This is a genomic window from Maricaulis virginensis, from assembly GCF_027922185.1.
Taxonomy (GTDB): Bacteria; Pseudomonadota; Alphaproteobacteria; order Caulobacterales; family Maricaulaceae; genus Maricaulis; species Maricaulis virginensis.
In genome coordinates this window covers 528,392-547,447 of sequence record NZ_BSFE01000001.1, presented here as the reverse complement: position 1 = coordinate 547,447, position 19,056 = coordinate 528,392, and the positions used below count along the sequence as shown (strand labels likewise).

At 65.6% G+C, this 19,056-nt stretch carries 24 protein-coding genes; 3 read left to right on the top strand and 21 right to left on the bottom strand.

Features of this window, described 5'->3' with window-relative positions:
* Window positions 1–193 precede the first annotated feature (193 nt).
* From PKE71_RS02700 to PKE71_RS02680, 5 genes are all read right to left on the bottom strand, one after another.
* A complete protein-coding gene (locus PKE71_RS02700; RefSeq protein ID WP_271185412.1) occupies window positions 194–1,438 on the bottom strand; it encodes a type II toxin-antitoxin system HipA family toxin in 1,245 nt (414 codons plus the stop codon).
* Window positions 1,435–1,737, bottom strand: a complete 303-nt coding sequence (locus tag PKE71_RS02695; protein WP_271185411.1) for a helix-turn-helix domain-containing protein — start codon at window positions 1,735–1,737, stop codon at window positions 1,435–1,437. Before PKE71_RS02695 ends, PKE71_RS02700 begins: the two co-directional genes overlap by 4 nt.
* A 360-nt stretch (window positions 1,738–2,097) precedes the next feature.
* Entirely contained in the window at window positions 2,098–3,372 is a 1,275-nt protein-coding gene (locus PKE71_RS02690; protein ID WP_271185410.1) for an O-antigen ligase family protein, read from the bottom strand.
* A complete protein-coding gene (locus tag PKE71_RS02685) occupies window positions 3,369–4,001 on the bottom strand; it encodes a P-loop NTPase family protein (RefSeq protein WP_271185409.1) in 633 nt (210 codons plus the stop codon). Before PKE71_RS02685 ends, PKE71_RS02690 begins: the two co-directional genes overlap by 4 nt.
* 59 nt (window positions 4,002–4,060) lie before the next feature.
* On the bottom strand, window positions 4,061–5,566 hold the full coding sequence (locus PKE71_RS02680) for a GumC family protein (RefSeq protein ID WP_271185408.1): 1,506 nt from the start codon (window positions 5,564–5,566) through the stop codon (window positions 4,061–4,063).
* 87 nt (window positions 5,567–5,653) lie between these two features.
* Between PKE71_RS02680 and PKE71_RS02675 the strand changes: the two genes are divergently transcribed.
* Window positions 5,654–6,391, top strand: coding sequence for a polysaccharide biosynthesis/export family protein (locus tag PKE71_RS02675; protein WP_271185407.1), 738 nt, complete (start codon window positions 5,654–5,656; stop codon window positions 6,389–6,391).
* 306 nt (window positions 6,392–6,697) lie between these two features.
* On the opposite strand, the gene PKE71_RS02670 is transcribed toward PKE71_RS02675, so the two are convergent.
* The 3 genes from PKE71_RS02670 to PKE71_RS02660 all read right to left on the bottom strand — a co-directional run bounded on the left by PKE71_RS02670 (window position 6,698) and on the right by PKE71_RS02660 (window position 9,564).
* Window positions 6,698–6,970: an SEL1-like repeat protein gene (locus PKE71_RS02670; protein WP_271185406.1), complete on the bottom strand. Its 273-nt coding sequence runs from the start codon at window positions 6,968–6,970 to the stop codon at window positions 6,698–6,700.
* 165 nt (window positions 6,971–7,135) lie between these two features.
* Window positions 7,136–8,734: a hypothetical protein gene (locus tag PKE71_RS02665; RefSeq protein ID WP_271185405.1), complete on the bottom strand. Its 1,599-nt coding sequence runs from the start codon at window positions 8,732–8,734 to the stop codon at window positions 7,136–7,138.
* Window positions 8,735–8,838: 104 nt separating this feature from the next.
* A complete protein-coding gene (locus PKE71_RS02660; protein WP_271185404.1) occupies window positions 8,839–9,564 on the bottom strand; it encodes a glutathione S-transferase family protein in 726 nt (241 codons plus the stop codon).
* A 158-nt stretch (window positions 9,565–9,722) separates the two neighbouring features.
* Between PKE71_RS02660 and PKE71_RS02655 the strand changes: the two genes are divergently transcribed.
* Window positions 9,723–10,679, top strand: a complete 957-nt coding sequence (locus tag PKE71_RS02655; protein WP_271185403.1) for an isopenicillin N synthase family dioxygenase — start codon at window positions 9,723–9,725, stop codon at window positions 10,677–10,679.
* 7 nt (window positions 10,680–10,686) lie between these two features.
* Here PKE71_RS02655 and PKE71_RS02650 read toward each other — a convergent pair whose 3' ends face one another.
* The 7 genes from PKE71_RS02650 to PKE71_RS02620 form a co-directional block, all read right to left on the bottom strand.
* Complete coding sequence (locus PKE71_RS02650) at window positions 10,687–11,346, bottom strand: YceI family protein (RefSeq protein WP_271185402.1); 660 nt, start codon at window positions 11,344–11,346, stop codon at window positions 10,687–10,689.
* A gap of 2 nt (window positions 11,347–11,348) precedes the next feature.
* Window positions 11,349–11,825: an SRPBCC family protein gene (locus PKE71_RS02645; RefSeq protein ID WP_271185401.1), complete on the bottom strand. Its 477-nt coding sequence runs from the start codon at window positions 11,823–11,825 to the stop codon at window positions 11,349–11,351.
* Window positions 11,822–12,313: an SRPBCC family protein gene (locus tag PKE71_RS02640; protein WP_271185400.1), complete on the bottom strand. Its 492-nt coding sequence runs from the start codon at window positions 12,311–12,313 to the stop codon at window positions 11,822–11,824. Before PKE71_RS02640 ends, PKE71_RS02645 begins: the two co-directional genes overlap by 4 nt.
* The gene (locus PKE71_RS02635) at window positions 12,310–12,780 is read right to left on the bottom strand and encodes an SRPBCC domain-containing protein (RefSeq protein ID WP_271185399.1); all 471 of its coding nucleotides are present in this window, start codon (window positions 12,778–12,780) and stop codon (window positions 12,310–12,312) included. The genes PKE71_RS02640 and PKE71_RS02635 overlap by 4 nt, the downstream gene beginning before the upstream one ends.
* Window positions 12,777–13,295: an SRPBCC family protein gene (locus PKE71_RS02630; RefSeq protein ID WP_271185398.1), complete on the bottom strand. Its 519-nt coding sequence runs from the start codon at window positions 13,293–13,295 to the stop codon at window positions 12,777–12,779. Before PKE71_RS02630 ends, PKE71_RS02635 begins: the two co-directional genes overlap by 4 nt.
* Window positions 13,279–13,635 carry an ArsR/SmtB family transcription factor gene (locus PKE71_RS02625; protein ID WP_271185397.1) on the bottom strand — a complete coding sequence of 119 codons (357 nt, stop codon included), beginning with the start codon at window positions 13,633–13,635 and terminating at the stop codon, window positions 13,279–13,281. Before PKE71_RS02625 ends, PKE71_RS02630 begins: the two co-directional genes overlap by 17 nt.
* 330 nt (window positions 13,636–13,965) lie before the next feature.
* The gene (locus PKE71_RS02620) at window positions 13,966–15,300 is read right to left on the bottom strand and encodes a mechanosensitive ion channel family protein (RefSeq protein ID WP_271185396.1); all 1,335 of its coding nucleotides are present in this window, start codon (window positions 15,298–15,300) and stop codon (window positions 13,966–13,968) included.
* A 131-nt stretch (window positions 15,301–15,431) separates the two neighbouring features.
* On the opposite strand from PKE71_RS02620, the gene PKE71_RS02615 reads away from it, so the two are divergent.
* Entirely contained in the window at window positions 15,432–15,683 is a 252-nt protein-coding gene (locus PKE71_RS02615; RefSeq protein WP_271185395.1) for a hypothetical protein, read from the top strand.
* A gap of 9 nt (window positions 15,684–15,692) precedes the next feature.
* Here the strand turns inward: PKE71_RS02615 and PKE71_RS02610 are convergent, their stop codons facing one another.
* The 6 genes from PKE71_RS02610 to PKE71_RS02585 form a co-directional block, all read right to left on the bottom strand.
* The gene (locus PKE71_RS02610; RefSeq protein WP_271185394.1) at window positions 15,693–16,034 is read right to left on the bottom strand and encodes a hypothetical protein; all 342 of its coding nucleotides are present in this window, start codon (window positions 16,032–16,034) and stop codon (window positions 15,693–15,695) included.
* Window positions 16,035–16,134: 100 nt separating this feature from the next.
* Window positions 16,135–17,628 (bottom strand): Asp-tRNA(Asn)/Glu-tRNA(Gln) amidotransferase subunit GatB, encoded by a 1,494-nt coding sequence (gene gatB / locus PKE71_RS02605; protein ID WP_271185393.1) that lies wholly within the window; start codon window positions 17,626–17,628, stop codon window positions 16,135–16,137.
* Entirely contained in the window at window positions 17,625–18,053 is a 429-nt protein-coding gene (locus PKE71_RS02600; RefSeq protein ID WP_271185392.1) for an endonuclease domain-containing protein, read from the bottom strand. Before PKE71_RS02600 ends, gatB begins: the two co-directional genes overlap by 4 nt.
* Window positions 18,054–18,197: 144 nt before the next feature.
* The gene (locus PKE71_RS02595) at window positions 18,198–18,497 is read right to left on the bottom strand and encodes a hypothetical protein (protein WP_271185391.1); all 300 of its coding nucleotides are present in this window, start codon (window positions 18,495–18,497) and stop codon (window positions 18,198–18,200) included.
* Entirely contained in the window at window positions 18,490–18,792 is a 303-nt protein-coding gene (locus PKE71_RS02590) for a hypothetical protein (protein WP_271185390.1), read from the bottom strand. The genes PKE71_RS02595 and PKE71_RS02590 overlap by 8 nt, the downstream gene beginning before the upstream one ends.
* A complete protein-coding gene (locus tag PKE71_RS02585; protein ID WP_271185389.1) occupies window positions 18,789–19,055 on the bottom strand; it encodes a hypothetical protein in 267 nt (88 codons plus the stop codon). The genes PKE71_RS02590 and PKE71_RS02585 overlap by 4 nt, the downstream gene beginning before the upstream one ends.
* Between the last annotated feature and the right edge of the window lies 1 nt (window position 19,056).

The following is a 19,056-nucleotide window of genomic DNA, read 5'->3' as shown; positions in this document are numbered from 1 at the left end:
AGCGGAGACTTCCCCCGCTCTCCCGCTTTCCCCGGATTTATTCCGGGGTCCGGTTGAGTTTCCGCCGAAGCGCTGCCACCCGGATCAAACGCGTCTCCTGATGCCAGACCCCGGCACAAGGCCGGGGAAAGCGGTGTGTGTCATGGGAAAGCGGCGCTTGCGACGGGGCGGCACACGCAACCAACTTTCCCACCTAGACCCGAACCGCCGCCAGCCCGTCTGCGATCCGTGTGCGTGACGCCCGCGAGACACCGGCATCCGCCGCATGGCACGCCCAATCTGCGACCGCTGCGCTGACTTCATCGATCACGCAGCGCGCGCCGGCCGCGTCCAGATCGGCTTCGGCCCCGAGGCGCACAAGCGTCTCCCGGCCGATATCGCGGCCATGTCCCAGAACACTGGTTGAATGTTCGCCACCCGGCCCGTCCGTGAACACCAGGTCATAGGCCGGGGCGAGGCTCCAGCGCCCGTCGCGGTCCATCAGGAAGCTGAACTGTTTGGCGTGATCGTCACGATTGCGGGCCAGCACATTGAATACGGCCAGCCGGTACATGGCGATCGCCTCGCGCCGGTCGCGGGTGACGGCGCGCGCCAGGCGGATCAGCTCGCGATAATCCAGCGCCGGCAGGCGAAAATCGGAATACAGAAGGCCGCAGGCCGAATGCACGTGCAGACGCGCATCGCCCTCCCGGTCGAAACGCCGCGTGGCGAAATAGCGGGCCTCGTCCGGACCTTCGATCAGGCGGACATCGGGCATGATCACGCCGGCCGCCCGGGCCATAAGCGCATAGGCATATTCGATGGCGGCAATATCGGCCGGATCGTCGCGGCCGGGAAACTTCACCAGATAGCCGTCATACCCTTCGGGGATCGCGTCGGACCCGTGCCGGGCCTCGCCTGCCGCATCGAGCGCAATCAGGGCCTTGGGCCGCGCGCCCGCGGGAGAACCGCCGGCCTGGCCGAGCGCGGCAATCACCGCCCCCGCCTCGCCGGCCAGAACCCGCGCTGCATCCGCCGCCAGACGATCGAGATCGAGCGCCCCTTCGGCGCCATCCCAGACATCCATGGCCGGGGCATAGGTCAGCGCGCCGATCCCGCGGCGCCCGACACAGGCCAGACGATCCAGCGGTGTCAGCTGCGACGGCTCGAAACCCAGCTGCCGTGCGCGCCGGTCGACCAGGAGCCGCCCCCACCCGTCCGGCAGGCTGTCGGCAAACATGCCGTGAAGCCCCTCGAAGACGTCCCGCTTCCAGGCGGTTTCCAGCCCTGGGCCGGCCTGGTGATGCAGCGGCGATAATTGCAGGCCGGACGCGAGAAAATCCGGCGTATACTCCAGCCAGGCCAGGCCGTCGCGATAGGCCAGCCGTCCGACCGGCATGGCTGTGCGGTCATCCCATTGCAGCGTGACTTCAAGCGGCGTGCCCGGCGCGATCTTCACGTGCGCCGTCCCCGCTGCGGCCGCCGCGGCGGCTCCAGCACATCGCGCAACGATCCATAGCGCTGGTGCTCGGCCAGCAGCCCGTCCAGCGCGGCTTCATCGCCCAGCGCCATGGCGAGCCGGATAAAGGAGACGAAGGCGATCTCGCCCGTGCGTTCGAACTTGCGCAGCGTGGCCACCGGAACCCCGCTGCGCGCCGCCAGACCGTCCTGCGTCAGATCCGCATCAAGCCGCCGCGCCCGAAGCCGCTGCCCAAGCGTTGCCGACACTTCCTGCGGCGTTGAGAGTTTAAATGACATTATGATATCAGTTACTGAGGTAATTCCGGAATATTTGATACCATAATATCACTTGATTGACGAGCACTTCTTCCAACCCGCATTCCGCTGCTCCCCCACTTTCCCCGGAGAAACCCCCTCCCACTTTCCCCGGAGGAGCGAAGCGAATTCCGGGGTCCGGTTGAGTGTCCCCCTGTCATCCCGGATGGATACCCCGCGTAGGCGGGGTGAAAGTCCGGGACCTATAACCCCAGTGAATATCCAGCTATCGCAAACACCGAGCCTGCTTCCGTCTGACGGCGAGCGTATAGGTCCCGCCCCTGCGGCCTGCCTTCGCAGGCCGTCCGGCCGGGATGACAAATCGTCTTGAACTGCCCCCCCCTACCGCGATCCCTGTGCCAGTTTCGCAGCCCCCGCCGTGAACAGGATCCAGCTGAGCGAGTTCTGGTTCATCAGATTGCTTTCGGAGATCGAGGCCAGGCCCATGATGGCGAACTGGGCGAGGACCCAGTAGGTCTCGGGGCGCTGCGAGAAGATCGTGCCGGCGGCGCGGATCAGCGAGCGCAGATAGACGGTCACCATCAGCACGACGCCGGGAATGCCCAGCGCCAGCGCGATTTCCAGCAGGCCGTTATGGGCCGTGGGCACCGGCCAGCTCGTGCCGGCGCGGACCCAGTAGACCGGACCGTTCTCCACCGTCCAGAAGGCGCGATAGCCATAGCCCGTCCAGGGACGGCGCCAGACTTCCTCGATCAGGATGGCCCAGATATCGGTCCGGCCGGTCAGCGTGGCGTCGCGGCCGAGCATTTCGAGAAATTCCACCGGCGCGATCAGCAAGATCATGCCCAGCATGATGCCGCCCGTCAGTCCCAGGAAGAGAACCAGGGTGGCAAAGCCGAACCCCTGGCGGCAGGCCATGATGCCGACCGCCCCGCCCGTGCCCAGCGTCCAGGACAGGAGCGCCGTTTTCGAGGTCGAGAGCAGGACCAGCGCCGTGCACAGCAAGGCCATGCCGATCCAGATCCAGCGGCGGTCCGGATCGGCGCGCAGCGCCGCATAGGCACTTACCGCGCCCAGCGCCATCATGCCGCCCAGCGTGTTCTTCTCCCAGAACACGCCCTTCCAGGCACCGGCATGGACCGCATGGTCGATACCGATCGAGGGCACGGCGATGGCCATCACCGCGCTCGACACGGCAATCAGGCCGAAGGCCGAGGCGATCAGCAGGATCATTTCGCGCCAGCTCCAGCGCGAGGCCATCCAGAAGCCGAACAGGGTCGACATGATCAGGGCGAAGGAGCGTCGCAGCGTCGTGTCCGGATCGATCGACCAGATCACCGAGACGGCGGTCAGCGAGACCAGGCCCAGAAGCAGGACATTATTGGCCAGCGTGCCCAGCACGGCGCCGGGCCGCAGGGCGCACAGCGCCAGGGTGAGCGCATAGACCGGCAGCCAGATCAGCCGCAGGATGGCCGAGCTCTCCGGATCGGCCGGATCGGCAAACACCGGCCCGATCAGCGCGGTCGAGAAAAGATAGAGGCAGAGAACCGTCGCCGAGCCTTCAAGAGCCCGGAAAAAGGAAAAGCCCGGCGCATGGCGCCAGGCCGAGATCAGCGCCGGTTCCGGTGCGATATCGCGGGCCGGTGCCAGGCTCATGCCGCGCTCCGGGCCTGCCCGTCCGCGCGGTTGACGATGATGCCGGCGACCACGCCGCCACGGGCCTCGATCGCCTGGCGCCGGGCCATGATACCATCGGTGCGCGGCAGGCGCGCATCGGCCACCAGGATCACACCGTCCAGATCGCCGACCAGCGAGAGCGGCGCGCGGCTGTTGCCCGGCGCGTCGATGATCGCCAGGTCGATCGAGCGGCGCACGGCTTTCCAGTACTCCGGCGCGGGTCCGAGAATGACCTGTTTCACCGTGTCGCGGCGGGCCTGCATCTGGGTGACGAAAAGATTGGGGGCCACCGACTCGCGGGCGACGATCCGCGCCGGTGCATCGCCGGCCTCGATCCGCCAGAACGGGTCGCGGCCGAAACGGGCATCGAAAACCGGTCCCTGCACCCGCGCCGCCTCGGCCTGGGCATTGCCGGCAAAATCGAGATCGTAGAGCCAGACGCCGCGATACGAGCGCCGTGCGGCCAGGCGCGCCAGTTCGCGTGCCACCGTCGACGCGCCGGCGCCGCGGCTGGCGCCCATCACCATGAGAACACGCCCTTCCCCGCCGGGCCGGGCAATCGGCTCGAGCTGGTCAATCAGGGTTGAGAGGTCCTGGGTGAGATTCATGACGGGCCCGGAATCATTCGTGTCGCACCAGATTGCCCGCCGCGTGGTTAACGTCCCGCTTACGCAGAGCGATCGGCGATGCGCGCCAGCACGGGCAGACCGCCATAGGGGTCGTTCGCCGGCTCGGGCACATCCTGCGGCCGGCGCGTCTCGCGCGGACGGCGCAGCGCACCGGCGGCGACATAGGTGCGCCAATAGCCGCGCAGCAGGCCCAGGAAGAGCGCCACGCCCATGGCCAGCACGGCCGAGGCGACCAGCGCCAGCTTCTTCATCGACGCGCCTTCCAGCGGCGGCGAGGCCCGGTCGATCACGCGCACCGCATCGGCCGCACCGACAGCCGGGGCCCGGCGCGCTTCGGCGGTGGCTTCCAGCGCGGCAATCGCAGCGGCGGCCTCCTCGGCGGCGGCAACATTCTGGGCCAGGCGGGTATATTCGGTTTCCAGGCCGCGCAGGCGCTCGACATCACTGCGCACATCGCGCAATTGCGTTTCCAGCGATGAGGCCAGAACGGCCTGGGAGCGGGCATCCGCCTCGCGGCGGGCCAGTTCCGATTCCAGCTCCTGGCGCACCGGATTGGCGCCGGAGCGGCGCTGGCCTTCGCTGGCAGCGGCACCGCTGGCGACAAAGGCTTCCAGGGCCGCAATCTCGCGCTCCACCGCCGTCACCGCCGGCGCGCCCGGCTGATAGCGCGCGAGCAGGCTGGCACGTTCGGCGCGCAGATCGAGCAGGCGTCCGGAGACACCGTTCTCGACATAAAGCTCGATCTGCCCGGGGATCTGGTCGAGACGCTGGCGCAGGGCCGCGGCACCGGCCTGCGCCGCATCGCGGTCGGCGCGGGCGCCGTTCAGACGCTCGGCCAGATTGCCGACAAGGGTCTGGGAGGTCTGCTGTTCGGTGTCGAAATTCGACAGGCCGTGCTGGTCCAGGAAAGCGTCCAGCGCTGCACGCGTTTCCAGCACCGCCACATCGGCCTGCCGGCGGCGCACGCCCAGACCGGTCACGCCGGTCTCGATCAGCACTTCCTCGCGATAGGCCAGATAGGCATCGACGATCGCATTGAGGATCAGCGCGGCGCGTTCCGGATCATTGCTTTCGAAACTGGCATTGAGGGCGGAGGAGTTCGGTTCGCGCGAGACACCGAAACCGCCGCGCAGCACTTTCAGCGCCGCGCCGCGGGCATCGCCGTCGACCGCCTCGCCCAGCACCGTTTCCGCGCCCAGGCTGTCCAGCGCAATCCGGCGCACCGCTTCGGAGCTCAACAGCTCGCTTTCCGACTGCATGACCTGGTTCAGCATGAAACCGTCGCCCCAGCCGGCCGCGGCGGGCGTCGGGTCTTCGTTCAGCAGGACCAGAAAGCGCGATTCCGCGGTATAGCTGGTCTTCAGCGTCAGCATCGCACCCGCGACGCCGAGGGTGAAAATCACCGCGAAAACGATGGCGATGAAGCCGCGCTCGGCCCAGGCCAGGGCCACCACGTCGAACAGGTCCAGCTCCCGGCGGCCGGAAGCCACCGGACCGCCGGCCGGAGCCGGCTGGGTACCGGAAAAGTGGGACGCGCGAGTCATGCGTGCATATGAGCCGGATTGCGCTTAAAAATTTGTTATCCAACGCGGCCGAATATCCGCTCCGGACACGCTTGCGGAGAGTATTTCATGCGCGCGATCAAGACCGGCCTCTGCCTGGCGGCCCTGATGACCCTGCCCGGGCTCGCCGGCTGCGCCAGCCATGGCGCCGATACCGCGCCCGTCGCAGCCTGGGGCGAACCGCGCTTTGCGGCCTGGCAGGAGACCGATCCGGCCTACCGCTTCTATCCCGGCGACAGTTTCGAAGTGATCGTGCATTCGGCCCCCGAACTCTCCCGCACGGTCGAGATCGGTCCGGACGGGCGCGTCGCCCTGCCGCTGATTTCCGACCTGATGGTCGCCGGCCGCACCGATCGCGAGATCGGCGACACGATCGCCCGCGCCTATGCGCAGAACGTGCTCGTCAATCCGATGGTGGAAGTGCGCCGCGCCGGCCTGGGTCCTCAGAACATCATTGTCGGCGGCGAAGTGAATGCACCGGGCCTCGTCGAGATGACCGGTCCGATCGGTGCGCTGGAAGCGGTGATGCTGGCGGGCGGTTTCCAGAACACGGCTGCACGCGGCGATGTCGTCGTGCTGCGGCGTGCCCCCGGCGGCGACATGATGATGCGCACGGTCAACCTGCACGACGCGCTGCGGGCGCGCCAGGGTGCCGACAATATCCAGATCCGGCGTCACGACATCATCTTCGTGCCGCGCTCGACCGTCGCAGAGGTCAATCTCTTCGTGGAACAGTATGTGATGGGGATTGTCCCGCTCGACCAGGCGATGAGCTTCGCGATCGCCGACGCGATCACAAACAACTGATCCGCAGCTTTCACGCAGCCTGAATATCGGGAAAACGGGGCCATAGCGGCGCCGCTATTGCGTCTCGAGCGATCACAAACGGCCAGACGTCCGGCGAGCATCGGCCAAGCTGGCGTATGTCACTCAGTGTCGCACCAATGTTGCGCTTGTGGGGCCGTTACGGGTGGGCAATGTCACCGCTACGCACCGCCTTCGCAGCACGTGAGACGGAGACACACGCTCCGCCGGGCACAGGACTGCGATCACCCTGCCGGCGAGTATATCATACCCGCCGGCGGCGTGGACAGTCTGGTGCGGATTGCCGGCCTAGTGGCGGGTCGAGAGCCACTCGCGCGCAGCGCGCTGGGCCGCGGCGACTTCGATGGTCGACATCTGGTCGGAGATTTCCTGGCGATAATACTTCGCCGGCTCCGAGCCCATCAGGGCCGCCAGATTGAACCATTTGTGCGCTTCGACATAATCGATCTCGCCGCCCTGTCCCGTGGAATACAGGATGCCGAGCTTGCAGAGATCCTCGCCGGTCGGGTCGGCGAAAGCTGCCTGGTGGGCCTGGGCCGTTTCTACGTCCGTGAAAGCCATGGGTCTTCTTCCCTTTTTACAACACGCGGGCGCGGCCTTTCTTGGCATGTCACCCGCTTCACCATCCTGTCCGAATGCCTTCGAACATGAGGCGACTTTGCGCAAAGAGAATTGCTTTAAGGTTAAGGGAAATCAGGAAAAATACGCCTTAAATACTTACGCGCGTTAGGTTTTCCTACCAAGCGTTAAACGCGACATCCACGCATCGGCAAGGTTTGTACGCGCGCCCAGGCGGATTCTGCGGGGGGTCGCCAGCCGCACCAGGGTTAACAGCACCACGACAGCTGCGGAGATCAGGGCAAGCATGGCGTTGCGTTTCAGACGGTCCTGGTCCGCACTCTCGACAACCGGTGCCGGTATCGCCGGCTCCACCACGGTCAGAGCCGCCTCGCCCAGCAGTTCACGCACAGCCAGCACCCGGCCGCCAGCCATATCCACCAGCCCGCGCAAGCGCCGCACATCGTCCGGCCCCGCCAGCCCGTCCAGCAGCCGGATCGCGACCGCCGGCGAGGTCTGCGCCCGGATCGCTGCGATATCCCTCAGCATTTCCGACAGGGGCCCGGCACCCTCACGGGTACGGGCATCGATCCGGCCGCGCAGCAGCAGGGCCGTCTGGTCCGGCGCTGCAAAGGCGATATCCGCCCGCAGGCCTGTCGCGCTCAATGCCGCCAGCGCCTCGCCGGACGAAAGCACCGCAGCCAGATCGGCCTCGAGCGCGCTCCGGAAATCTTCCGTCAGCCGCCCGGCCCGGCCGGCCGCCTGCAGGATTTCCGCACCCGACATCGCAACACTCGGCGAGATCTGCAGCTGGACCAGTCCGGCCTCGACGGCCGCCAGTCCGAATGAGAGCGTATCGGCCGGCGCGTCCGGAATGATCGCCGCATCACAGCCCTCGAAGGCTGCCGCACGATGCGCGCAGGCCTGGATGACAAAGTGGCGCACACCGCCATAAAGGCGCGTGTCGCCGGCCACATCCTCGGCAACCAGGCCCGGCAGGCTGCGCATTTCGAACTCCCCCCGGGCGCGCCCGCGAAAGAAGGCCCGGGCGCTTGTATCGGCGATCGACCAGAGGAAAAGCGCCCGGTCATGGCGCTGGCGCAGGCGTTCGGGTGCCAGGACAAGCTCCGGCGGTTCCAGGCCCGCCGAACGCCCCGCAGCCAGCCGCTCGGAGAGGGCGCGGTCCATCAGGGCCTGGCGTTCCCAGGGCGGGCCGGCGCGCAATTGCGCATCCAGTGCGGCAGCATCGCCATCGCCGGCAAGAGACTCAAGCGCCAGACGGTCACGGCCGATCAGGTCGGGGCCCAGAGCGGCCCAGGCGCGGAAACGGTCGATATCCGCCCGCCGGCGCCGGTCTCCATCGAGGGCGGCGTCGAGCCGGTCTTCCCAGAACGCGCGCGGATCCATGCCGGGCGGTACTGCGGCCGCGATCGCAACGGACAGGCGGCCGGATGCGCTCTCATCCGCCGGCGGCGGGTCGAGGTCGCCGCGGCCGATCAGCCACTGTCCGCCAAACCAGCCGGCCGCCAGAAGGGAGAGGATCAGCCAGAGCGGCTGGAAACCCTTGTAGAGCGCCCGCCAGACCAGCCACACGACCAGTCCCGGCGGCGAGGCTTCCCAGGGCGACCGGGTCTCCTCGCGCCAGGTTTCCGCGCGTTCGCGGCGGGTGGCCTCGGCATGGGTCAAGCCGCTGCGCCAATAGGCTTCAGCGTCCGGCCGCCGGCGTGGCTCCGCACGATCCGTATCCGCATGGACGGTCTCCGCCATGACGCCCCCTTGATCCCGGCGGCAATCTTCCGGTTCGGGGCGATCCTGGCAAGGCCTTGCACGTCAGACGCGAGAAATCGCGGCCGACGCGGCGCAGGATGCGGTCAGGTCTTCGCCGTCTGTCCGAACAGGACGGCGCGCGCCTTCTTCATCTGTTCGCTGTCATCGGCCAGATTGCTGCGCAGATCATTGCCGACGGCCCGGCCTGCCTTTACGGCCGGACGCGCGCCGACGCGCTCGACCCAGGCTTTCAGCTTTGGGAAGTCGTCGAGATTCTGGCCCTGGCCTTCCGGCAGGATCCACGGCCAGATCGCCATGTCGGCAATCGAGTATTCGCCGGCGACATACTCCCGTCCGTCGGACAGGGCTCGTTCCAGAACGCCATAGAGCCGGTTCACCTCATTGGTATAGCGCTGCTTGCCGTATTCCAGCTTGCTCTCGTCCGGCTCGATCTTCTGCGCATAGGACCGGAAATGGTGCGCCTGTCCGGCCATCGGACCGAGACCGCCCATCTGCCAGAACAGCCATTGCTCGACCTCGACGCGGGCGCGTTCGTCGGCGGGATAGAACTGCCCGGTCTTGCGGCCGAGATACTGCAGGATGGCCGCACTCTCGAACACGGAGATCGGCTGGCCGCCCGGTCCGTCCGGATCGACGATCGCCGGCATGCGATTATTGGGGCTGATCTTCAGGAAGGCCGGCTCGAACTGCTCGCCCACGCCGATATTCACCGGCTTGAGTTCGTAGGGCAGGCCCATCTCCTCAAGCGCGATGGACACTTTCCACCCGTTCGGCGTGGGCCAGTAATAGAGTTCGATCGGGGCCGTCATGGCGCTCTCCTCAAAAAATCCGGTCCTTGCCAGATTGGCCCCCGTCGTCACCCGTTCAAGGGGATGCTGCAATCACGGCCGCGTGTGCGACCTTCGGGCGCTTGGCAGGACACGGCCAAAGCCGTATCTGTCGGCGCGAACAGACAACAGGCCGAACCATGCCCGATCAAGATATCCTGTCCCGCTTCCCGCCGGTCTCGATGACCCTGCTGGAGACCGACAAGGCACGCTTTGCCCGCGAACTGGGCCGCAGCTTCCGGGAATACGGTTTCGCCGCCATTTCCGACCACGGCCTGGACGAGGCGCTGATTGCCGGCGCCTATGCCAAGGCCGCCGAATTCTTCGCCCTGCCGGAAGCGACCAAGATGAAATACTTCGTCGAGGGCGGAGGCGGTGCACGCGGCTATACGCCCTTCGGCAAGGAAATCGCCAAGGACGCCAAGCATGTCGACCTGAAGGAATTCTGGCATGTCGGCCGCGACCTGCCCGCCGGTCACCCCTACGAAGCCGACATGGCGCCGAACCTCGTCCCCGGCGAGATCGCCGGCTGGCAGGAGACGGTGCACGGTCTCTATGCCGCCTTCGACGCAATGGGTGTGAAAGTGCTGCGCGCCATCGCGCTCGATCTGGGCCTGGAAGAGACCTTCTTCGACGACACGGTGAAGGACGGCAATTCGGTGATGCGCCTGCTTCACTATCCGCCGGTCACCGGCGATCCGGGCGGTTCGATCCGCGCGGAAGCCCATGGCGACATCAACACCATCACCCTGCTGCTGGGCGCGGAAGAACCGGGCCTGCAGGTGAAGACGCGCTCGGGCGAATGGGTCGACATGAACCCGCCGCCGGGCTGCCTGGTGGTGAATATGGGCGACATGCTGGCCCGCTCGACCAATGACGTCCTGCCCTCGACCCAGCACCGGGTGATCAATCCGGCCGGCGCGCGCACGGAATTCTCGCGCTATTCCCTGCCCTTCTTCCTGCACTACCGGCCGGACTACATGATCGAGACCCTGCCCGGCTGCGCGGGACCCGACAATCCGGACAAGTATCCCGAACCGATCCGCGCCAACGACTATCTCAACCAGCGCCTGCGCGAGATCGGTCTTCTGAAATAGGACGCTTCTAGTCTGCCGCCTCGAGCGCCGGACCGAGCAGTTCGGCCTCGATACTCACCGTCACCCGGTCGGCGACGCCGAACGAGGAGCCTTCGGGCGGGATGCCGTAGGCAAGGCCGAAAGCGGAACGATCGAAGGCGGCTGTGGCGGAAAAGCCGATGCGGGCCTGCGGATCGTAGGGCACCATGCCGGCATAGCCGCCATTATAGGTGACATCGAGCGTCAGCGGCTGCTCGATACCCATCAGCGAAAGCGTGCCGGCCACCTGTGCCGTGTTCTCGCCGGTCAGCGTCACATCGCTCGACACGAAGCGGATGACCGGATGATTTTCAACGTCGAGCCATTGCGCGCCGGTCAGTTCGGCGTCGAAATCCACATCGTCGAGCGGATAATGGGTTTCCAGCGAAGCCGGGTCGATCTCGGCCGTCACGGACATCGTTTCCGGCGCCTGCGGATCGAAATCCATCTCGACATCGAAGCGCGTGAAGCGGACCGGGTAGCGCGAGAATCCCATATGGTCGACATGAACGATGAGGCTGCCATGGGCCGTGTCGAGCCGGTAGGCACCCGCCGGCGGCGGATCCATCGGCGGCGGCGCGATATCCTGGGCCAGGATCGGAGCCGTCATCAGGGCGGCGGCACCAAGGGCTGTGAAATGAGACTTCATGATCAGTGTACCCCTTCGCGGGCTTCGGCGAGTTCCAGCGCCAGTTGTTCCAGCTGCCAGGCGACACCCTCACGGCGCGGACCGGCATTATCAAGACCGTCGAGGAAGGCGTCCTGCTCGACATAGGTCAGCCTGGTGCCGTCCTTGTCCGCCTCGAACGTGACCGTCGCCAGCGAGACCGAGATCGGTGTGCCGTCCATCGTCATGCGATAGGCCAGGATGATCCACGCACCCTCTTCGATGTCGTGGATCACGGCATCATAGGTGAAACGTCCGCCGTCCGGCGCCCGCCCTGATGCGCTTTCCAGGCCACCGACGCGGAAGTCGAGGGCATGCTCGATGTCGGCAAACCCCTCGGTCTCGGCAAACCAGCGGCGCTTGGCCGCCGGTTCCGCCCAGGCGGCAAAGACCGCGCGCGGCGGAAAATCATAGCGCCGGGTGAGTGTGAACGTGTCGTGGTCGACGCGGCGGTCGGTCATGCAATATCTCCCCTGAAGGGTTTGGTGTCGGGTTTCTCCACCCACACGCCCAGATGCGAGGCCAGAGCGGCGAGCAGGGTCTTCCAGCCCTCGCGCATCCGGTCGGCGTATTCGGCATAGGCAGCCGGGACATCCTGAACCAGGGTCAGGCTGGCGCCGGTCTTTTCCGGCACGACGGTCACCGTCACACGGCCACCCTCGGCCGGATCGATGTCCGCGCTGCGTCCGGTTGCGAACCGGAAGATCAGGCGGTGCGGCGGATCAATCTCTTCATAGATGCCGACAAAATGGGCATCGCCGTCCTCGCGCCGGTCGAGGATCACAAAGCGTCCGCCTTCGCGGGCGTCGATTTCGCACCGTTCGGCCGGGCGGCCCGAACGGACGAAGAGCCAGAGGCGGGCCAGTTCCGGATCGAGCCAGGCCCGGAATACGTCCTCCGGATCGGCTTCCAGATGTCGTGTTTCCGTGATGCTTGGCTGGTCTGTCATGGGATGGTCTCCCGCGTCAGGTGTGAAACAAGGTTTTCCAGCAGGGCGCCCCATCCTTCGCGATAGCCGGCGAAGATGTCCGAACCGGTCTCCGCCGCGATCTGCAGCGTCAGGCGCATGCGGGCGCCGGACCCGTCGGGATCGATCTCGACCGTCGCCAGCGCCGAGGACAGGTTGCGGCCTGCAAGGCTGACGGTCTCGGACATGATGATGCGGCGGTCCGGCACAATGTCCTGGTAGACGACCACCGCCTCATAGGCGTTGGCATCGCCATCGGCCCAGCAGCGGCTGATGTCACGGCCGCCGACCCGGAAATCGTCCGCGTCATAGACAAGATGAAGATGGTCCGCCGGCTTTTGCCACTGTGTCCGCCCCTCCACATCCTTCCAGGCCGCGAATATCTGCGCTGGCGTAGCGTCATAGCGCCGCTCCAGCGTGAAGCGTTCATGGGTGATCCGGCCGGTCATCTGGCATCTGCCTTCATCGCCGTCACGATCTCGACGAGCTGTTCGATCACGGTGCCCCAGCCATCATGGAAGCCCATGGCTTCATGGCGTTCGCGGGACGCCCTGTCCGGGTGCAACACCGTGGCGATGTAATGCGTTCCCGCACCGTCCGGCCTGAATTCGATCCCGGCGGTCATGTGAATGCCGCCGCAATGCTCGGCATCGCCCGCCGGCCGGTAGCCCGGCAGCAGCGCGCTGGTCCAGGCGATCCAGGCTTTCGGCTCGACCGCGACGAAGATGCCGGCATTGTCGAAGCGCTCGCCTTCGGGCGATTGCATCACAGTGCGGAACATGCCGCCCGGACGCAGGTCCATCTCGATCTCCGGCGTCGTCCAGGGGCGCGGCACCCACCATTGTTTCAGGCGATCCGGATCGGTCCAGGCCGACCAGACCAGATCGACCGGTGCATCGATACGGCGATCGATGGCCAGATCGGTTTCGGGGTTGAAGCGGGCCCAGTCACGTTTGCGGGTCATCGGGGGTTTCCTTTGCAGCCATGTCCCTGAGATAGGCGTCGAGCCGGTCGAGCCGGGTCTCCCACAGCGCTTTCTGCTTCGACAGCCAGTCCTGTGCCTCGCTCAGACGCGCGGTTTCCAGCCGGCAGGTCCTCACCCGTCCGGTCTTCTGCGTGCGGATCAGCCCGCCCGTCTCCAGCACTTTGAGGTGCTGCATCAGGGACGGCAGAGCCATGTCGAAGGGTTCGGCAAGCTCGGACACCGAGGCCGGCCCCTCGATAAGACGGGCGATCACGGCCCGGCGTGTCGGGTCCGCCAGGGCGTGAAAAGTGGAATCGAGATGCGTCTGATAGTTAGGCATATGCCTAGGCTTTCAGCGGAGAGCCGCGCCGTCAACCCAAAACTTATACATTCGCCTAACTTTGAGCCAACCTGTTGATCCGAAACGAAAACAGTCTGCGATTTCGCGGGTGCGATATTACTCGCCTCGATAATTTCCATAATTTCAATTGATTATCTTTCGCATACAGGCCGGCATAATCTGAAACCAGCAGCAAGACGCGACGGATCTGACCGGTTTTGCGCCGGCGGCGAGCCATTTCGGACTGACCCGGCCCGCCGCCACTCAGCAAACTGAAGGGCGCGGACCTTTCGTCCGCGTCCTCTTTTTTTTGTACCGGCGGGCAGGCATCTAGCCTTTCGGCATTTCCTTCACGTGGACATCCATCTGCGGGAAGGGGAATTCGATGCCGTTTTCGTGGAAGCTCTTCCAGATCGCCATGTAGACGTCGCTGCGCACATTGGAGAGCCCGTTCTGCGGATCGGAAATCCAGAAACGCAGGTCGAAATTGACCGAGCTGTCGCCGAACTCCATCAGATTGCAGACCGGCGTCTTGTCCGGCACGACACGATCGACGCTCTGGGCGGCGGCGATGGCAAGCTGCTGCACCTTCTCCATGTCGACAGTCGAGTAGGACACGCCGAAGGGGGCATGCTGGCGCACCACCCGGTCGGACTTGGACCAGTTGATCACGCCATTGGCGATGAAATGCTCGTTCGGGATGAGATGTTCGGTGCCGTCGCGCGTGCGCATCGAGACATAGCGCGACTGCATCCCCGTCACCCAGCCGAACTGGCCGTCGACTTCCAGCGCATCGCCCGGCTTGATCGACTTGTCGGCCAGCAGCGTGAAGCCGGCGGCGAAGTTCGCCACGGTCTTCTGCAGGCCCAGGCCGACCCCGATACCGACAGCACCGGAGAAGATCGCCAGCGTGGCCAGGTTGAAGCCGGTCAGCTGCAGCGCGATCAGCAGCGCCACGATCGGCAGGACAAAGCCCAGGACCTTGGCAATCAGCGCCCGCAAGGCCGGCGAGATCTCTTCGGCGCGCTCCAGCTGGGTGTTGATCGCCCGGCCGGCAAAGGACGCCGCCCAGAACAGCACGCCGAAATAGATCAGTGTGCGCAGCACGTCGAACAGGGAGAGATCGACAGGATCGCCCTCCTCCGTCTCGCCCAGCGGGATGGCCAGCGCCTGCAGCTGCATCACGACATCGTCGAGCAGGCCGAACACGTCGAGCGCGGCCACCGGCCAGGCGATGTAGAAAGCGACCTGCGACCAGAAGCGTGAGCGGATGATCAGCGTCACGGCGCGGATCACAAGCCAGGCCGTCATCAGGCTCATCGCCGCATTGATCAGATGGAAGGGCCGGTCGACCGCTCCCAGCACAACACGTTCAACCGCCAGCACGGCCAGGAGCGCCAACGGTGTGGCCAATGCAATCGCTGCCGTCAGCAGCCGCCGAGCCAGGCCCGTGCGGATCAGCTCACGCGTGTGCGCCTCGACCAGATGACGCAGCCGCGGACCGAAGATCAGTGCCGGGATGAAGGCCGCTGCCACCAGTCCGATCTGGATCGCGATATTGATGTCGAGCAGGGTTTCCTGGAGCCAGGTCAGGATTTCGCCGAAACGGCCCTGCATCGCGTCGAGCGGCAGGAGTTCGTCGAGAGCGGAATCATCCTGTGTCATGGGCCTTGTCGCTCCGGCTCGTGCGGTGAGATCAAAGGGTTAGCACGAGATGCGCGCGCAGGACCAGAGGCGGAAAGGAACGGGCGGCGGTTTCAGCCGTTGCAACCCGTATAGCCACAAGGGAGGTCATCATGGCCACTCTCCATGCGCGCGAACTGCGCACCGTGTGGCGGCGCCGGCTTTTTACCTTCGCGGTCGCCACCTTTATCGTCCTCGCCCTGCTTCTTGCCGTCGGCAGTCCGTTGATGGCTGAATACGTACAGCCGGGCCTGATCGGCCCTGTCGTCTTTGCCGTCGAATGGGTAGTGATTGCCACTGGCCTGACCTGGCTGGCACTGTTCGCCCTGTCGAAGCGGCGGCGGGACCGGCCCGGGACCGAATAGTCCGGGCGACTATTGCCCTCGATAATAGCGGCGGGCAACGCCGACAAAGATCGGGCTGGCCAGGAAAGCGTACCACGCCCCGGCGATACCCGCCGCGAACAATGAGAAGAAGACAATACTGGCCGCACTGTCATAGGCGCCGTTGGCGGCGCTTGCCGACAGGAGTGCGCCAGTGAGCCCGCACAGCGTGGACAGCCCGATTGCCGGCCCGCCGACGAGAAAGCGCTGCCACTTGAACGCCATGCCCGGCGGATGATCGAGCCGCCGCGCCCACCAGGTCGAGAGGGCAAAATCGGCGATCCAGACCACCGCAAAACCCGCCGACAATCCGAGCAGGATGGCGGCTGCCACGCCCCCGGGTCCGGACAGTGCCGTGACGGCCCGAAGGAGCGCGACGCAGGCCGCCACGCCCCCAGCGAGCAAGACAGTCCGGTTGGGGCGGCGTACCACCCTAGCCCAGCAGCTTCTTCTGCAGGATCTCGTTCACCGCCTGGGGATTGGCCTTGCCCTGCATGGCCTTCATCACCTGGCCGACGAACCAGCCCATCGCCTTGGGCTTTTCCTTCACCGAGGCGGCCTGATCGGGATTGTCAGCGATCAGCTGGTCGATCACGGCCTCGATGGCGCCGGTATCGGTGACCTGCTTGAGACCCCGCTCCTCGACGATCTTCGCCGGATCGCCGCCTTCGGCCCACAGGATCTCGAACACGTCCTTGGCGATCTTGCCGGAAATCGTCTCGTCCTGGATAAGCGCGACCAGACCACCCATCTGCGCGGCGGATACCGGGCAGTCGGTGATGGTCAGGCCTTCCTTGTTGAGGCGGCCATAGAGTTCGTTATTGACCCAGTTCGAGGCCAGCTTGGCATCGCGCCCCTCGGCCACTTCCTCGAAATAGGCGGCACGATCCTTGTCGGCCGCCAGCACGGAGGCGTCATAGTCCGACAGGCCGAGCACGCTGACAAAGCGCTCGCGCTTGGCGTCGGGCAGTTCCGGCAGACCGGCCTTGATCTCGTCGACCCAGGTCTGCTGCAGCTCCAGCGGCAGCAGGTCGGGATCGGGGAAGTAGCGGTAGTCGTGCGCTTCTTCCTTGGACCGCATGGAGCGCGTCACGCCGGTATTGGCATCGAACAGGCGGGTCTCCTGGTCGACCTTGCCGCCCTCCTCGAGGATGTCGATCTGGCGCTGGGCCTCATACTCGATCGCCTGGCGGATGAAGCGCAGCGAGTTGACGTTCTTGATCTCGCAGCGTGTGCCCAGATGCTTGAAATCACCCGTCTCGCGGAATTTCTCGTAGGCGCCCGGCTTGCACACCGACACGTTCACGTCGGCGCGCAGCTGGCCCTTTTCCATGTCGCCGCCACACGTTCCCAGATAGCGCAGGATGGTACGCAGTTTGGAGACATAGGCCGAAGCCTCTTCCGGCGAGCGGATGTCCGGCTTGGAGACGATCTCCATCAGCGCCACGCCTGACCGGTTGAGGTCGACATAGGTGGAGTTGGGGTCGAGATCGTGGATCGATTTGCCGGCATCCTGTTCCAGATGCAGGCGCTCGATACGCACGGTGAAACGCGAACCATCGTCGCGCTCGCACTCGATGGCGCCCTCACCCACGATCGGGAACTGGAATTGCGAGATCTGGTAGCCCTGCGGCAGATCGGGATAGAAGTAGTTCTTCCGGTCAAAGCGCGACCAGTTATTGATCTTCGCATTGAGGCCGAGACCCGTCTTCACCGCCTGTTCGACGACGTGCTCATTGATCACGGGCAGCATGCCCGGCATCGCCGCATCGACCAGCGAGACCTGCGTGTTCGGCGCCGCACCGAAGGCCGTCGCCGCACCGGAGAACAGCTTTGCGTTCGAGACCACCTGGGCGTGGATCTCCAGCCCCATCACGACTTCCCAGTCACCGGTCACGCCCGGCAGTGTGTAGCTATGTTCGGTCATCTCGCGCCCTTGCCTCGCAGATACTCGCCGATGGCCTCCATGACGCCATCGAAATTGTCGTTCACCTCGTGGTTCCACACACGGTGGACCGCAAATCCTTGCCACTCCAGCCACCGGTCGCGTTCCAAATCGCGACGCGCATGCCCGTCGAGCGTATGTTGTCCACCATCGACCTCGATGACCAGCTTCGGGTCGAAGCAGGCAAAATCGACGATGTAGTGCCCCAGCGGCACTTGCCGTCTGAATCTATACCCTTGGCGCTTCAGGGCTCGAAGCGCGCTCCACATCTTCACCTCCTGCGGCGTCATCCGCTTTCGCAGAGACCGCGCAATCCTCACCGGCCGGCCCGTCATGGCTGCCTCCATCCAACCGGTGCAGCCTGCCTGGATGGCAGCGGTCCAGGCCGTGACAGCCGTTACAGCCATCCTTCCCCTTGATGGGGAAGGGGGACCGCGCCGAAGGCGTGGTGGATGGGGTGAGGGCGAGGTGTCTGCGGCGACGCAGCGAACCTGCAAGCACCGGGATTCACCCCTTCCGGCCCGAGGCTTCGCCTCGGCCCGCCTTCCCCATCAAGGGGAAGGATGGCGTTCCCTCGCCTCCTCCGTCTCGTTCTTCTCCTCGTCATCCCAGGCCGGACGCTCGTCTTCCGGCGTATTCATCGCCGCGACCAGTACCCGGCCCGCCATCATCACGGTCAGGCCGAAAAACAGGAAACCGATACCGGGTGTCACCAGCAGCACGGTCCACAGATTGCGCGGCTCCAGCGGAGCGATGCCGCGAAACACCACCACGCCGGCCAGCACCAGCAGCGCGCCGACCAGGAAGGCCGGCCGCGACAGCTTCATCGCCGGGTGCGCGGGTTCAGTCATTGCCCGTGTCCCCGCCATCCGTGCGCTTGCGGCTGCCCGGCGCCGGGACGAAGGCCCGCCAGGCAGTGCCCAGACCGATGACGCACAGGGCCAGCCCGATCAGCAGCACCACGATCACCCACAGCGAGGGCAGTGTGCCCGCCCCCAGCGTGGCGATCAGCCCGTCGATGCCGCTCAGAACCAGCGGCACGGCGAACATCAGGCACATCAGCGCGATGGCCAGCACGATGATCCGCGTCGTCCAGACATTGGCGGCGCCGGTTTCGGGCGTATCGGGTCCGGGAGCGTCGCTCATCCCTTCGCTCCTGGCACCAGTGCGCTCCATCCGATCACGACACCGAAGGCGTTGAAGGCCATGCCCATGCCGAAAAGCAGCACCGCCGTGACGGTGGACAGATCCGACGACGTCATCTGGCCCGACAGGCTCAGAAAGCCCCAGAGTGCCAGCGGCACGCCCAGAACCAGTCCCATCAATGCGATCAAAAGCACGATGACCCGGTTGAACCAGTCATTCGCCGTCCTGTACGGCGCCTTATGCTCCAGCGGCGCGTCGCTCATC

Bases quoted from the DNA above. Each gene is read 5' to 3' on its own strand.
- PKE71_RS02695 (WP_271185411.1), bottom strand. From the start codon at position 1,737: ATGTCATTTAAACTCTCAACGCCGCAGGAAGTGTCGGCAACGCTTGGG.
- PKE71_RS02690 (WP_271185410.1), bottom strand. From the start codon at position 3,372: ATGAGCCTGGCACCGGCCCGCGATATCGCACCGGAACCGGCGCTGATC.
- PKE71_RS02685 (WP_271185409.1), bottom strand. From the start codon at position 4,001: ATGAATCTCACCCAGGACCTCTCAACCCTGATTGACCAGCTCGAGCCG.
- PKE71_RS02680 (WP_271185408.1), bottom strand. From the start codon at position 5,566: ATGACTCGCGCGTCCCACTTTTCCGGTACCCAGCCGGCTCCGGCCGGC.
- PKE71_RS02675 (WP_271185407.1), top strand. From the start codon at position 5,654: ATGCGCGCGATCAAGACCGGCCTCTGCCTGGCGGCCCTGATGACCCTG.
- PKE71_RS02670 (WP_271185406.1), bottom strand. From the start codon at position 6,970: ATGGCTTTCACGGACGTAGAAACGGCCCAGGCCCACCAGGCAGCTTTC.
- PKE71_RS02665 (WP_271185405.1), bottom strand. From the start codon at position 8,734: ATGGCGGAGACCGTCCATGCGGATACGGATCGTGCGGAGCCACGCCGG.
- PKE71_RS02660 (WP_271185404.1), bottom strand. From the start codon at position 9,564: ATGACGGCCCCGATCGAACTCTATTACTGGCCCACGCCGAACGGGTGG.
- PKE71_RS02655 (WP_271185403.1), top strand. From the start codon at position 9,723: ATGCCCGATCAAGATATCCTGTCCCGCTTCCCGCCGGTCTCGATGACC.
- PKE71_RS02650 (WP_271185402.1), bottom strand. From the start codon at position 11,346: ATGAAGTCTCATTTCACAGCCCTTGGTGCCGCCGCCCTGATGACGGCT.
- PKE71_RS02645 (WP_271185401.1), bottom strand. From the start codon at position 11,825: ATGACCGACCGCCGCGTCGACCACGACACGTTCACACTCACCCGGCGC.
- PKE71_RS02640 (WP_271185400.1), bottom strand. From the start codon at position 12,313: ATGACAGACCAGCCAAGCATCACGGAAACACGACATCTGGAAGCCGAT.
- PKE71_RS02635 (WP_271185399.1), bottom strand. From the start codon at position 12,780: ATGACCGGCCGGATCACCCATGAACGCTTCACGCTGGAGCGGCGCTAT.
- PKE71_RS02630 (WP_271185398.1), bottom strand. From the start codon at position 13,295: ATGACCCGCAAACGTGACTGGGCCCGCTTCAACCCCGAAACCGATCTG.
- PKE71_RS02625 (WP_271185397.1), bottom strand. From the start codon at position 13,635: ATGCCTAACTATCAGACGCATCTCGATTCCACTTTTCACGCCCTGGCG.
- PKE71_RS02620 (WP_271185396.1), bottom strand. From the start codon at position 15,300: ATGACACAGGATGATTCCGCTCTCGACGAACTCCTGCCGCTCGACGCG.
- PKE71_RS02615 (WP_271185395.1), top strand. From the start codon at position 15,432: ATGGCCACTCTCCATGCGCGCGAACTGCGCACCGTGTGGCGGCGCCGG.
- gatB (WP_271185393.1), bottom strand. From the start codon at position 17,628: ATGACCGAACATAGCTACACACTGCCGGGCGTGACCGGTGACTGGGAA.
- PKE71_RS02600 (WP_271185392.1), bottom strand. From the start codon at position 18,053: ATGGCTGTAACGGCTGTCACGGCCTGGACCGCTGCCATCCAGGCAGGC.
- PKE71_RS02595 (WP_271185391.1), bottom strand. From the start codon at position 18,497: ATGACTGAACCCGCGCACCCGGCGATGAAGCTGTCGCGGCCGGCCTTC.
- PKE71_RS02590 (WP_271185390.1), bottom strand. From the start codon at position 18,792: ATGAGCGACGCTCCCGGACCCGATACGCCCGAAACCGGCGCCGCCAAT.
- PKE71_RS02585 (WP_271185389.1), bottom strand. From the start codon at position 19,055: ATGAGCGACGCGCCGCTGGAGCATAAGGCGCCGTACAGGACGGCGAAT.